The sequence below is a fragment of the Streptomyces sp. NPDC042201 genome (assembly GCF_055582185.1).
Window position 1 is genome coordinate 507,986 of sequence record NZ_JBVJDS010000002.1, and the last position, 13,255, is coordinate 521,240.

Below are 13,255 nucleotides of genomic sequence, written 5' to 3' on the forward strand. Positions count from 1 at the left end.
CACCGCCCCCGTACCCAAGCCGCCCCCGTACCCAAGCCGGCCCCGCCACCGACGCCGCGCCCCGCGTCGGCAGCGCTCACACACGGACCTTGAACAGCAGCACCGCCCGCTCCGGCACCCGCACCCTCGCCCCGCCGACGTACACTGTCCCCGGCGCCCGCGTCTGGTCCTCCCGTGAGGTGTCGACCACCAGCTCGTACGCCTCCGCCCACGGCGGTCCCGGCAGTACGAAGTCCACCGGCCGGTCCGCCGCGTGCAGGACCGTCAGGAAACTGTCGTCCGTGATCTTCTCCCCGCGCGCGTCCCGCCCCGGGATGTCCCGCCCCGACAGGAAGAGCCCGAGCGTCGACGCCGGCGCGTACCAGTCCTGCTCCGTCATCTCCGCGCCGTGCGGGGTGAACCACGCCAGGTCCCGCAGCCCGTCGGCCGTCTGCGGCCGGCCGGAGAAGAAGGCGCGGCGGCGCAGCACGGGATGGGCGTTGCGCAGGGCGAGCAGCCGGACGGTGAGCTGGTGGAGCCCGCGCGCGTCCGGCCGCTCCAGCAGCGACCAGTCGAGCCAGCTCACCTCGTTGTCCTGGCAGTACGCGTTGTTGTTGCCGCCCTGCGTGCGGCCCATCTCGTCGCCCGCCACCAGCATCGGTACCCCGGTCGACAGCAGGAGCGTGGTGAGCAGATTGCGCTGCTGGCGCCGCCGCAGGGCGTTGACCTCGGCGTCGTCCGTCTCGCCCTCCACCCCGCAGTTCCAGGCGCGGTTGTCGTTGGTCCCGTCCCGATTGTCCTCGCCGTTGGCCTCGTTGTACTTCTGCTCGTACGAGACGAGGTCGCGCAGCGTGAATCCGTCGTGCGCGGTGACGAAGTTGACGGAGGCGTACGGCCGCCGCCCGCCCCAGGCGTACAGATCGCTCGACCCGGACAGCCGGTAGCCGAGGTCCCGTACATCCGGCAGGGCGCCGCGCCAGAAGTCCCGTACGGCGTCGCGGTAGCGGTCGTTCCACTCCGTCCAGAGCGGCGGGAACGCCCCCACCTGATAGCCGCCGTCGCCCACGTCCCACGGCTCGGCGATCAGCTTCACCCGGCGCAGCACCGGGTCCTGGGCGATCACGGCGAGGAACGGCGAGAGCATGTCGACGTCGTGCATGGAGCGGGCCAGCGCCGCCGCCAGATCGAAGCGGAAGCCGTCGACACCCATCTCGGTGACCCAGTAGCGCAGCGAATCGGTGATCAGCCGCAGCACATGGGGCTGGACCACATGGAGGGTGTTCCCACAGCCGGTGTAGTCGGTGTACCGGCGGGCATCGGCCGGGAGACGGTAGTAACCGCGGTTGTCGATCCCGCGCAGGGAGAGGGTCGGACCCAGCTCCCCGGCCTCCGCTGTGTGGTTGTAGACCACATCGAGGATGACCTCGATCCCCGCCGCGTGCAGGGCCCGCACCATCTGCTTGAACTCCTCGACCTGCTGTCCCCGGGTGCCGCCCGCCGCGTAGCCGGCGTGCGGCGCGAAGTAGCCGAGGGAGTTGTAGCCCCAGTAGTTGTGCAGCCCGCGCCGCAGCAGATGGTCCTCGTGCGCGAACTGGTGCACCGGGAGCAGCTCGACCGCCGTCACCCCGAGCCGCCGCAGATGGCCGATGGCCGCCGGGTGCGCGAGGCCCGCGTAGGTGCCGCGCAGCTGCTCCGGGATCCCCGGATGGAGCTTGGTGAAGCCCCGCACATGCAGTTCGTAGATGACCGAGTCGGCCCAGGGCGTCTTGGGCCGCCGGTCGTCGGCCCATTCGTCGTCGGGCGCGTCGTCGTGGACGACGACCCCCTTGGGGACGTACGGAGCCGAGTCCCGGTCGTCACGCACGGTGTCCGCGACCTGACGCTGCGGCCAGTCACGCACATGGCCGTAGACCTCGGGCGGCAGCCGGAAGTCCCCGTCGATCGCACGGGCGTACGGATCGAGCAGCAGCTTCGCCGGATTCCAGCGGGCGCCCGTCCAGGGATCCCAGCGGCCGTGCACCCGGAAGCCGTACCGCTGCCCCGGCTGGACGTCCGGCACGAAGCCGTGCCAGATCTGATGCGTCAGCTCGGTCAGCGACAGCCGGGTCTCGGCGCCGCTGTCGTCGAACAGACACACCTGGACCGCCTCGGCGCCGCCCGCCCAGAGCGCGAAATTGGTCCCCGCCACCCCGTCGGGACCGACCCGGTAGCGGGCCCCCAGCGGCGTCGGCGCCCCCGGCCACACGGGGAGCCTGACCGCGCCGGGCTCCCGGCGGCGGCCGTTGCCCGCAGCCGAGGGGAGTGCGCCGGCCCGTCCGTTCCGTACCATTCGCCGCCCTTCCCCGGCCGTCCCCTCCGCCGCTTTCCGCGCCGCCTCCTCCACCGCCTGCTGCACTGCCCGCTGCTCGGCTGCGCTCGCCACCGTCCGGCCTCCCGCGGCTCGTCGGCCTCGCGGATCGGTGCGCACGGCGTCCCGGCCGTGGCTCTCCTCGCGTGGTCCTTCCCCGTGTTCTTCCCGCAAGAGGGGCCGCCCTCACGTTTCCCCGGGAGGGGGGTGGTCGTTGGGCGGGCGTGAGACACGTACTGAAGCGGACAGGGACGGGCATCGCCGCGGCCCTGACATGGGCAGGACTGATGGCAGGGCTGGCCGGACTGGCGGGATGCACCGGCGGGGACGACTCCGGGGACACCGGGAAAAAGTCGTTCACGAAGGGCACGTCACGCGCTCCGGGGGACACGATCCGGATCACCCCGGACAACGGCGCGAAGGGAATCGGCCTGACTGACCGAATCGAGGTGAAGGTGCCCGACGGACGACTGGAGCGGGTCACGGTGATGCAGATCGAGGACGCGCAACCCACCGAGCTGCTGGGACAGATCTCCAAGGACGGCCGCTCCTGGACACCGGCGCGCGGCGCGCGGGTCACGCTGGCCGCCAAATACACGATCGACGCGGTGGCCGTGGACGCGCAGGGCCGCCGCTCGGCCCGCCACACCACCTTCATGACGGCCGTCCCCAAGGACCGGTTCATCGGCTATTTCGCTCCGGAGAACCGCGCCACCGTCGGCACCGGCATGATCGTCTCCTTCGACTTCAACCGGCAGATCCAGGACCGCGCCGCCGTCGAGCGTGCCATCAAGGTCACCTCGGTGCCGCGGGTGGAGGTCGCGGGACACTGGTTCGGCGACAAGCGCCTCGACCTCCGGCCGGAGGCGTACTGGAAGCCGGGCACCAAGGTCACGATCGAGGTGGGGCTGCGGGACGTCGAGGCGGCTCCGGGGGTGTTCGGCATCCAGCGGAAGACCGTCCGCTTCACGGTCGGCCGCTCCCAGGTCTCCCTGGTCGACGCCGCCGCGCACACCATGGAGGTACGGCAGGACGGCGAGCTGGTCTCGACGCTGCCGATCACCGCGGGCGCCCCGGAGAACACCACATACAACGGGAAGATGGTGGTCTCGGAGCTGTACGACGTCACCCGCATGGACGGCAGGACGGTCGGCTTCGGCGGGGAGTACGACATCCCGGACGTGCCGCACGCGGTACGGCTGACCACCTCGGGGACCTTCCTGCACGGCAACTACTGGGCGTCGGCCGACACGTTCGGCACGGCGAACGTCAGCCACGGCTGTGTCGGGCTGCGTGACATCAAGGGCGGCGGATCGGACACCCCGGCCGGCTGGTTCTTCGAACGGACCCTGGTCGGCGATGTGGTGGAAGTCGTCAACTCCCTCGACCGTACGGTCTCCCCGGACAACGGCCTCAGCGGCTGGAACCTGGACTGGCCGACATGGAAGGCCGGTTCGGCCGTGAGCTGAGCTGTTCCGGACTCCTCCGATCCCCTCGCGCCCCCCGCGCGGCCCGTATGACCTGCACCGTCACGTCCCTGTTGGGACGGAATGGTGACATGCGCGAGATCTCCGCAACGCCCCTGGTGTGATTATCTTTTGCCGTGCGCGTGGACTCAACGCGTGGGAGTGCGGGCCGTGGCGGGGCCAGGCCGCGCGAGGGGAGACGACCATAGTGAACGGGCTGCCGATATCGGGGACATCGGCCGGGTCGGGCCGGGGGCCGCAGGGCCGGGGACCGGTACGACGTGGGGGACGCGGGGGGACGGGGCCGCTGGCCCTGATGCTGGGGGCGCTGCTCCTGGCCGTCACCGCGTGTGGCGGCGGGGGCGGGGACTCCGGCGCCGGGGGCGGTGACAAGAACGGCGGCAAGGGCGCGGCGAAGGTCGAGAACGCCGCCTCCGTGGCGGTCGTGACGATCGCACCGAAGGACGGCGCGAAGGGGGTCGCCACCACCGGCGCCCTCAAGGTCTCCGCGGCCAAGGGCAAGCTGACCACGGTCACGGTCAAGGACGACAAGGGCAGCCCGGTCGAGGGCAAGCTGGCTGCCGACGGCGCCAGTTGGGAGCCGCTGCAGCATCTGGCCGGTGCCACCAAGTACAAGGTGCACGCCATCGCCAAGGACGACGAAGGGCGGGAGTCCGCCAAGGACATCGCCTTCACCACGCTCGTCCCGCAGAACACCTTCATCGGCCAGTACACGCCGGAGGACGGTTCGACCGTCGGTGTCGGTATGCCGGTCTCGATCAACTTCACCCGGGGCATCACCGAGCCCGAGGCCGTGGAGAAGGCGATCACGGTCACGGCCGAGCCGGCCGTGCCGATCGAGGGCCACTGGTTCGGCAACGACCGGCTCGACTTCCGGCCCGAGCAGTACTGGGCGGCGGGCACGAAGGTGACCGTCAAGCTCAACCTGGACGGCGTCGAGGGCCGCCCCGGGGTGTACGGCAAGCAGGCCAAGTCGATGTCCTTCACCGTCGGCCGCAGCCAGGTCTCCACCGTCGACGCGAGCGCCCACACGATGAAGGTCGTGCGGGACGGCAAGCAGATCAAGAACATCCCGATCACCGCGGGCGCCCCGTCGACCACCACGTACAACGGTCAGATGGTCATCAGTGAGAAGTACGAGGTGACCCGGATGAACGGCGCGACGGTGGGCTTCGGCGGTGAGTACGACATCAAGGACGTGCCGCACGCGATGCGCCTGTCCACCTCGGGCACCTTCGTCCACGGCAACTACTGGGCGCCCCCGAGCACCTTCGGCTCGGCGAACGTCAGCCACGGCTGTGTGGGCCTGCGGGACATCCGCGGCGGCGGCGACAACGGCTCCCAGTCGGCCTGGTTCTTCAACTCCTCGATCATCGGCGACGTGGTGATCGTGAAGAACTCCAAGGACAAGCAGATCGCCCCGGACAACGGCCTGAACGGCTGGAACATGTCCTGGGCGGAGTGGACCGAGTAACACCTGACCGACCGACGGACGGACCCGGCGCACAGTGATCGAGTGCGCCGGGTCCTTCCGCGTTAGCGACGGTTAACCTCGTCCGTATGGCAACCGTGAACCTCGAAGTCTCCGGCGGCGTCGGTACGATCCGGCTCGACCGCCCCCCGATGAACGCTCTGGACACCTCCATCCAGGACCGGCTGCGCGAGCTGGCCGAGGAGGCGGGCCGGCGTGACGACGTACGCTCCGTGATCCTGTACGGCGGCGAGAAGGTCTTCGCGGCCGGCGCCGACATCAAGGAGATGCGGGGCGTCGACCACGCGGGGATGGTCGTACGCTCCCGGGCGCTCCAGGAGTCGTTCACCGCCGTGGCCCGTATCCCCAAGCCCGTCGTCGCGGCGGTCACCGGCTACGCGCTGGGCGGCGGCTGCGAGTTGGCCCTCTGCGCCGACTACCGGATCGCCGGGGACAACGCCAAGCTGGGCCAGCCCGAAATCCTGCTGGGACTGATCCCGGGCGCCGGCGGTACCCAGCGGCTCGCCCGGCTGATCGGTCCGTCCCGGGCCAAGGACCTCATCTTCACGGGCCGTCAGGTGAAGGCGGACGAGGCGCTGGCGATCGGCTTGGTCGACCGGGTGGTCCCGGCGGCGGAGGTGTACGAGCAGGCGCACGCCTGGGCCGCGAAGCTGGCCAAGGGCCCCGCGCTCGCGCTGCGGGCCGCCAAGGAGGCGGTGGACGCCGGTCTGGAGACGGACCTGGAGACCGGACTTGCCATCGAGCGCACCTGGTTCGCGGGTCTGTTCGCCACCGAGGACCGGGAGCGCGGCATGCGCTCCTTCGTGGAGGACGGTCCCGGCAAGGCCGAATTCCTCTGATGGCGGCCCCTGTTGGCCGGAGGGACCGCCGCGTCAACCTGGCGCACGGCCTGACACAACCTTAAGAGAACCTTAAGATAATCGCCGTGATCGCTCTTGGCGATCATCCGAACGCGGAACGTTATCGCAGGTCACGTGGGAGACCGGGCAGGCATACTGCCAGAGTCATATGCCAATCACGCCCCCCGGAATGACCCGTTCCGGGGGGTTGATTACGCCGGAACGGCCCCGGAGGGCGCGCGCGGCGGCCATGATGGTGGTCATGGCGGGCCTGGAGGGTGTGGAGCAACCGCGGCAGCGCGCTAACGCGGCCGCTGCGCGGTGGACGCCGTCCGTCGAAGAGGACGAGCAGGCGCTCAGAGCGGTGGAACTGTTCGGCAATCCGACGGATGAGGAGGTCCAGCTGCCCTCCCGCCCCGAATCTGCCTTGGCCGCCCGCCGGATCACCCAGTGTGTGGTGCTGCGTCAGTGGGCGCTCTCGCCGCAGACCGCGGAGTACGCGGTCCTGCTCGTCTCGGAACTTGTCGGAAACGCCGTACGGCACACCGGGGCGCGGGTCTTCGGGTTACGGATGCTGCGCCGCCGCGGCTGGATCCGGATCGAGGTGCGCGACCCCAGTCGCGGGCTGCCGTGTCTGATGCCGGTGCGTGAGATGGACACCAGCGGCCGTGGGCTCTACCTCGTCGACCGGCTCTCCGACCGGTGGGGCGTGGATCTGCTGCCGCGCGGCAAGACGACCTGGTTCGAGATGCGGGTCACCGACCGTCAGGCGCCCTGAGTCTCCCCGGCATTTGATGCACAGAAGCCCCCGGGCGGCCGGGGTGCGGCACCGAGGGGCTTCTGTGAGGCGCCGTGGATGAGGGGGTGTATCCACGGCTGGTGTGCGGCGACCTGGCCCGGGTCAATGGAGGTCGTTTCTTCGACTATGACAGACGGGTGGGTGTGAAGCCAAAGTTTTCCAGAGGAATCCTCGGTGAACTGCGCCACTCGCCTGGTAATTATTGAGTGAATGGAAGGTTCCGGGGATGATTCATTGATCAATTCGGTGGCAGGGCTCGCCTGAGGGGCGACCCGTAAAGTCCCCGGACCGGGTCAATCGTCATCTTTCGCCCTTCTCCCCCCTTAAATGGGGGCGTGAATCCGATCGACCGTCGCAATGCTCTGCGCGCAGCAGTCGGCGCGGCCGTCACAGGCGCCCTCGCCACCGGCTGTACGGACGGCGCTCCCGCCGCGCCCGTTCCCGCAGCATCGTCCGTACCGCCCCGCGGCCCCACCCCCAGTGGGGCACGGCCCGGCGCCCGTACCGCTCCCGCGCCCCGGCGGTTCCCCGGGCAGCCCGCCGAGATCGTGAGCGGGCCCCGCGGCGCCGCCCGGGTCGCGCTCACCTTCCACGGCCAGGGCGACCCCGCCACCGCCACCGCCGTGCTGGCCGAGGCGGAACGCGCCGGGGCCCGCATCACGGTCCTCGCCGTGGGCGGCTGGCTCGACGAGAACCCGGCCCTCGCCCGCCGGATCCTCGACGGCGGTCACGATCTCGGCAACCACACGCTGCACCACACCGACATCTCCACGATGGACGAGGCGGAGGCGTACGCGGAGATCACCGGCTGTGCCCAGCGGCTGCGGCGTCTCACCGGCTCCATCGGCACCTGGTTCCGGCCCTCCCGGACCCAGCACGCCACCCCGCTCGTCCAGCGGCTGGCGCAGCGGGCCGGCTACCCGCACGTCCTCTCGTACGACGTCGACTCGCTCGACTTCACCTCGCCCGGCGCCGCGGCCGTCACCAGCACCGTCACCGGACAGATCCGTAACGGATCGGTGGTGAGTCTGCACTTCGGCTACGCGGACACGGTCGCCGCGCTACCCGCCCTCCTCGACGCACTGAAACGCCGCGGCCTGCGCGCGGTGACGACCACGGAGCTGCTGACCTGATGTACCGGATGCTTCCCCTCACCACACGGACCACCGCCCTGCTGGCGACCGCCGTCCTCGCCCTGCTCGCGGGCTGCGGTGGGCCCGACACCGCGCGGACCGGGACGACCGCCACCACGGCCGCCGCGCGGCCCGTCGTCTCCAAACCGGCCCCGCCGCCCGGGCTGCCGGGCATGCCGCCGGTGCGGAACCCCAAGGACATCTACGCCGCGGACCGGCCCGGCATGATGTCGCCTGTCGTGAAGGGCTTCCTCAACCGGGTGTACGTCCCCAACACCAACTCCGACACGGTCTCGGTCATCGACCCGAAGACGTACAAGGTCATCGAGACCATCCCGGTCGACACACAGCCGCAGCATGTCGTGCCCTCCTGGGATCTGAAGACCCTCTGGGTCAACAACAACCGCGGCCATACGCTCACCCCGATCGACCCCGCCACGGGCAAGGCCGGCGAGCCGGTCGACGTACACGACCCGTACAACCTCTACTTCACGCCCAACGGCAAGTACGCGATCGTCATGGCCTCACTCGACCGTGAGCTGGTCTTCCGCGACCCGCACACCATGCGGGTGGTGAAGACCGAGCCCGTCACCTGCGCGGGCGTCAACCACGCCGACTTCTCCGCGGACGGCCGCTACTTCATCGTCTCCTGCGAGTTCTCCGGCGAACTCCTCAAGGTCGACACGGAGCGGATGAAGGTCATCGGCCAGCAGAAACTGCCCTTCGACGGCGCCATGCCGCAGGACGTGAAGATTTCGCCCGACGGCAAGACGTTCTATGTCGCCGACATGATGGCCCACGGCGTATGGGTGCTGGACGGCAAGAAGTTCACCACCCCCAAGCTGCTGCTCACGGGCAAGGGCACCCACGGCCTCTACATCAGCCGCGACTCCAGGGAGATGTACATCCCCAACCGGGGTGAGGGCTCCATCTCCGTCTTCGACTTCGCGCAGAACCGGCTGACCAAGAAGTGGCAGCTGCCGAACGGCGGCAGCCCCGACATGGGCGGGGTCTCGGCGGACGGCAAGGTCCTCTGGCTGTCCGGGCGTTACAACGCCGAGGTGTACGCGATCGACACCCGCACCGGCGCACTGCTGGCCCGGATCCCGGTCGGCAGCGGTCCGCACGGACTCGCGGTCTATCCGCAGCCCGGCCGCTACTCGCTGGGGCACACGGGAATCTTCCGCTGACGCGGGCGCTGATGTCGGCGCTGTTGCCGGCGCTGTGATGCTGCCCCGGCCTGCCCGTTGGCGGGCTGGCCGGGGGCAACATCCGCAGCTGACACGCCCCCGTTCGGGTGACGGTCCACGGCCCGCCGCCGTACAGCCGGGAGGGTGCTCCTCATGATCACCTCTCGCTTGCGGCGGCGGGCCGCGGCCGTCGCCCTGTCCGTCGCCGCCCTCCTGGTCCCGGTCTCCGCCACCGAGGCCGCGCCCGCGGCCCCCGTGGTGGTGGCCGCCCCCAAGGCCGCCGAACGCTGTCCCGTCGTCACCGACCCGCTGTCCGCCGCGGCGGACCGCAGGGCCGACGTGGCCCGGATCACCCCGACGCCCTCCTGGCGCACCAACTGCCGTCAGCTCTACCGCGCCGACAGCCGTGCGCCCGAGATCGTCTTCAAGGAGGGGTTCCACCCCAAGGCCACGGTGGACGGCCAGTACGACATCGAGAAGTACGTCCTGGTGAACCAGCCCTCGCCGTACGTCTCCACCACGTACGACCACGACCTGTACAAGCAGTGGTACAAGAGCGGCTACAACTACTACGTCGACGCCCCCGGTGGCGTCGACGTCAACAAGACGATCGGGAACACCCACAAGTGGGCCGACCAGGAAGAAGTCGCCTTCCCCGGCGGTATCTCCCGCCGGTACATCGTCGGTGTCTGCCCGGTCGACAAGCAGAAGAAGACCGAGATCATGTCGCAGTGCGTGGACAACCCCTACTACGAGCCCTGGCGCGGCTGACCCTCCGCCGGCCCGTCCCGGCCCCATGATCCGCCAAGGCCCCGGGCTGCCGCCGTACGGGTGAGCGGCAGCGGATAATCTGACCCCGTCAATACGGCACCACGAAGGGGCGGAAACAGTGGCGGACATCGACGACGCGCGCAAGGCGTTCGACCGGTTCGACGCGAACGGCGACGGGCTCATCACGGCGGCGGAGTACAAGAGCGCGATGGCGCAGCTCGGTGACTTCAATGTGACGGAGACCGTGGCCCAGGCCGTCATCAACGCCCACGACGCGAACAGCGACGGGCTGCTGACCTTCGACGAGTTCTGGGCCGCGCGCAAGGGCGAATAAGACAGGCTTTCGACAGCGGCGCGCCCCGGGGGCGCGCCGCTTGCCGGGGGGGCATACACCATTCGCTACGTCGCGTTGGCGCGTGGCGCGCGGGGTGGCGATGATCAAACGGTGATATCTCCGGGTCCGTACACCGATGGCACGTCCAGCTCCGCCGGCCGCAGGACCGCCCTGACGGCGGGGCTGATAGCCGGGGGCGCCCTGTTCGCCGTGCTCGTCGCGCTGCTCGGCGTGGGCATCGCCGGACGCGGCACCGGAGAGCTGCGAATACCCGACGCGGGCGCCACCACCGCACTGCGCGTGGCCGTCTTCGCCGCTCTCGCGCTGCACCTCGGCGAGCTGGCCGGCCGCCGGCTCGCCCGTACCGGCCCCGCACCGCGCAGCTGGACGCTCACCGCCGCGCTCGCAGGGGCGCTCGCCTCGGCCGGGCAGATCGTGCTGCTGGCGGACATCAGCGGCCTCGACATCACCACGGTGTACGGCACCGTGCAGGGCCGTCTGCTGCTCGTCATGGCCAACGGCTTTCTGCTGGCAGCCGGTTGCGCCGCGCTGGGGCGCCCCTTCTGGGCCCTGGCGCCACTGGCCGTCGTCATCGGCGCCGAGGCGCTCCGGGCGCACCCCGAGCAGCACACCCCGCTGCTGGGCGCCGGGCTCACCGTCGTCCATCTGACCGCGGCCTCACTGTGGACCGGCGGTCTGCTGTACGTGCTGCGCACGATGTGGCTGCGCCGGGGCGAGCCCGCCGAGGCCAGGGCGGTGCTGGCCCGCTACGCCCGGCTCGCCGGCTGGCTCGTCGCCGCGCTCGCCGCCACCGGCACGGTCTCCACCCTGCGCAGGCTCCCCGCGGACGTCGTGTTCCACACGGCGTACGGCCGCGTGCTGATCACGAAACTGGCGCTGGTCGTGGTCGCCTGCGGGCTGGCCGTGGCGGCCAGACGCCGGCTGTACGGCGGGCGGGACGCCGGCCGCCCCGCCCGCGCCGAGCTGACCGTCCTGGCGCTGGTCGTCCTGGTCTCGGCGGTTCTGACGGTGGTGCCCGACCCGCACTGGGTCAGCAGCCAGTGATCCCCGCCGGACAGGACCCGGTCGGACCCACCCGGATCAAGGAGGAGCGCTCATGGCATTCGACGTGATCGTGGAGATCCCGCAGGGGTCACGCAACAAGTACGAGATGGACCACGAGGCGGGGCGGATCCGGCTGGACCGGACGCTGTTCACCGCCACCCGCTATCCGGCCGACTACGGCTATGTCGAGCACACGCTCGGCCGGGACGGCGATCCGCTCGATGCCCTGGTCCTGGTCGGCGAAAGGACGTTTCCCGGCTGCACGATCAGCTGCCGTGCGATCGGCATGTTCATGATGAGCGATGAGAAGGGGCCGGACGAGAAGGTCCTGTGCGTCCCTGCCGGTGACCCCCGCCACGCGGGCATGCAGGACATCACCGATGTCTCCGAGTTCGACCTGCTGGAGATCACCCACTTCTTCGAGGTCTACAAGGACCTGGAGCCGGGCAAATCCGTGGAGGGATCCCACTGGGAGGGCCGCGATCAGGCCTACGCCGAGATCGACGCCTCCCGGGCCCGAGCCGTCTCCCACGGTCGTACCGGCTGACCGGTGGCCGGTCCACGACCTACAGCGCCTCGGCGAGCGTGACGCCCGCGTAGACCGCGCCCAGCCCGGCCGCCACGCTCGCGACGACATTGGCGGCGGCGTAGAACCTGGCGCCGTCCTCGGCCAGCCGCAGCGTCTCGTAGCTGAACGTGGAGTACGTCGTCAGCGCGCCGCACAGCCCCGTACCGATGAACAGCTGTACCGGGGACGAGGCCGCACCCGCCGTGACCGCGCCCGTCAGCAGCCCCAGGACCAGACAGCCCACGACATTGACGAGGAACGTCCCCCAGGGGAAGAGGCTGTCGTGCCTCCGCTGCACGGCCCGGTCGGTCAGATACCGCAGAGGAGCCCCGATGGCCGCCCCGGCCACGACCAGCAGCCAGTTCACCCGCTCGCCTCCCGGCCGACATGGCGGACCACCTCGCAGTCGTCCAGGATCACCAGCCCCTCGCTGACCAGCTCGTCCAGCTGCGGCAGAAACGCCCGGACCTTCTCCTCGGTGTCCACGATCACGATCGCCACCGGCAGGTCCTCGCTCAGCGACAGCAGCCGCTGCGTATGGATCAGCGAGGACGCGCCGAACCCCTCGATCCCGCGGAACACACTCGCGCCCGCCAGCCCCGCCTTGTGCGCCCGGTGCACGATCTCCGTATAGACGGGCCGGTGGTGCCACAGATCCGACTCCCCGACGAAGACCGTCACCCGCAGGGCCGTGCCCGTCAGCCTGGTCATGAGTGCCTCCATGCCACCGCGCGGCGCGTCAGCCACACCGCGCTCCACACCGCCGCGAGCGCCGCGAGCAGCGTCAGTCCCAGATAGGCCACGCCCGCGCCGGCCCGTCCGGTGGCCAGCAGATGCCGGATGTCCGCCGCGTACGTGGAAAACGTGGTGAACCCGCCCAGCACGCCTGTCCCGAAGAACGGCCGCACCAGGGAGTGCGCCGCCCATACGTCCGTGATCACCACCATGAACACGCCGATCACCGCACACCCCACGACGTTCACGCCCAGCGTCGTCCAGGGAAAGCCGCCGGAGGAAGTGGGCCAGAGGAGAGAGGCTCCGTACCGGGCCGTCGCGCCGATCGCGCCGCCCAGCGCCACGACGGCCACCACCGGCCACAGCACCCGTGCCCGCTCACGCCGCTGCGCGGGCACGGACAGATCGACATCGGGATCGGTGGGCTCACTCACCACGCGGAACCACGCATTTCCCCCGCACGTATGTCCCCCGCACGCGCCTCTCCTGCCCGCCGGGCGGCACCACCCCGCGTCC

General features: G+C 70.4%; 14 protein-coding genes. 10 read left to right on the forward strand and 4 right to left on the reverse strand.

Annotation, left to right across the window (positions count from 1 at the left end; all coding sequences use genetic code 11):
- Positions 1-76 precede the first annotated feature (76 nt).
- A complete protein-coding gene (gene glgX / locus ACZ6MZ_RS06165; protein ID WP_469350110.1) occupies positions 77-2,401 on the reverse strand; it encodes a glycogen debranching protein GlgX in 2,325 nt (774 codons plus the stop codon).
- A gap of 149 nt (positions 2,402-2,550) precedes the next feature.
- Between glgX and ACZ6MZ_RS06170 the strand changes: the two genes are divergently transcribed.
- From ACZ6MZ_RS06170 to ACZ6MZ_RS06215, 10 genes are all read left to right on the forward strand, one after another.
- Positions 2,551-3,795, forward strand: a complete 1,245-nt coding sequence (locus ACZ6MZ_RS06170) for a L,D-transpeptidase (protein ID WP_384181600.1) — start codon at positions 2,551-2,553, stop codon at positions 3,793-3,795.
- Between the two features lie 205 nt (positions 3,796-4,000).
- Positions 4,001-5,287, forward strand: coding sequence for a L,D-transpeptidase (locus ACZ6MZ_RS06175; RefSeq protein WP_389783729.1), 1,287 nt, complete (start codon positions 4,001-4,003; stop codon positions 5,285-5,287).
- 86 nt (positions 5,288-5,373) lie between these two features.
- A complete protein-coding gene (locus ACZ6MZ_RS06180; protein ID WP_389783727.1) occupies positions 5,374-6,144 on the forward strand; it encodes an enoyl-CoA hydratase/isomerase family protein in 771 nt (256 codons plus the stop codon).
- 250 nt (positions 6,145-6,394) lie between these two features.
- On the forward strand, positions 6,395-6,922 hold the full coding sequence (locus ACZ6MZ_RS06185; RefSeq protein WP_389783860.1) for an ATP-binding protein: 528 nt from the start codon (positions 6,395-6,397) through the stop codon (positions 6,920-6,922).
- A 356-nt stretch (positions 6,923-7,278) separates the two neighbouring features.
- On the forward strand, positions 7,279-8,076 hold the full coding sequence (locus ACZ6MZ_RS06190; protein ID WP_384181606.1) for a polysaccharide deacetylase family protein: 798 nt from the start codon (positions 7,279-7,281) through the stop codon (positions 8,074-8,076).
- Between the two features lie 8 nt (positions 8,077-8,084).
- Entirely contained in the window at positions 8,085-9,266 is a 1,182-nt protein-coding gene (locus tag ACZ6MZ_RS06195) for a YncE family protein (protein ID WP_389783857.1), read from the forward strand.
- A 153-nt stretch (positions 9,267-9,419) separates the two neighbouring features.
- A complete protein-coding gene (locus ACZ6MZ_RS06200) occupies positions 9,420-10,037 on the forward strand; it encodes an ADP-ribosyltransferase (RefSeq protein WP_469350112.1) in 618 nt (205 codons plus the stop codon).
- Positions 10,038-10,155: 118 nt separating this feature from the next.
- Complete coding sequence (locus tag ACZ6MZ_RS06205; protein WP_384181610.1) at positions 10,156-10,371, forward strand: EF-hand domain-containing protein; 216 nt, start codon at positions 10,156-10,158, stop codon at positions 10,369-10,371.
- A 111-nt stretch (positions 10,372-10,482) separates the two neighbouring features.
- The gene (locus ACZ6MZ_RS06210) at positions 10,483-11,436 is read left to right on the forward strand and encodes a CopD family protein (RefSeq protein ID WP_469350114.1); all 954 of its coding nucleotides are present in this window, start codon (positions 10,483-10,485) and stop codon (positions 11,434-11,436) included.
- A 52-nt stretch (positions 11,437-11,488) separates the two neighbouring features.
- Positions 11,489-11,983: an inorganic diphosphatase gene (locus tag ACZ6MZ_RS06215; RefSeq protein WP_469350118.1), complete on the forward strand. Its 495-nt coding sequence runs from the start codon at positions 11,489-11,491 to the stop codon at positions 11,981-11,983.
- A gap of 19 nt (positions 11,984-12,002) precedes the next feature.
- Here ACZ6MZ_RS06215 and crcB (ACZ6MZ_RS06220) read toward each other — a convergent pair whose 3' ends face one another.
- From crcB (ACZ6MZ_RS06220) to crcB (ACZ6MZ_RS06230), 3 genes are read right to left on the reverse strand one after another with little or no spacing between them, the layout of a single operon-like run.
- Positions 12,003-12,371: a fluoride efflux transporter CrcB gene (gene crcB / locus ACZ6MZ_RS06220; protein WP_469350120.1), complete on the reverse strand. Its 369-nt coding sequence runs from the start codon at positions 12,369-12,371 to the stop codon at positions 12,003-12,005.
- Positions 12,368-12,715: a DUF190 domain-containing protein gene (locus ACZ6MZ_RS06225; RefSeq protein ID WP_389783718.1), complete on the reverse strand. Its 348-nt coding sequence runs from the start codon at positions 12,713-12,715 to the stop codon at positions 12,368-12,370. Before ACZ6MZ_RS06225 ends, crcB (ACZ6MZ_RS06220) begins: the two co-directional genes overlap by 4 nt.
- The gene (gene crcB, locus ACZ6MZ_RS06230) at positions 12,712-13,176 is read right to left on the reverse strand and encodes a fluoride efflux transporter CrcB (RefSeq protein WP_469350125.1); all 465 of its coding nucleotides are present in this window, start codon (positions 13,174-13,176) and stop codon (positions 12,712-12,714) included. The genes ACZ6MZ_RS06225 and crcB (ACZ6MZ_RS06230) overlap by 4 nt, the downstream gene beginning before the upstream one ends.
- Between the last annotated feature and the right edge of the window lie 79 nt (positions 13,177-13,255).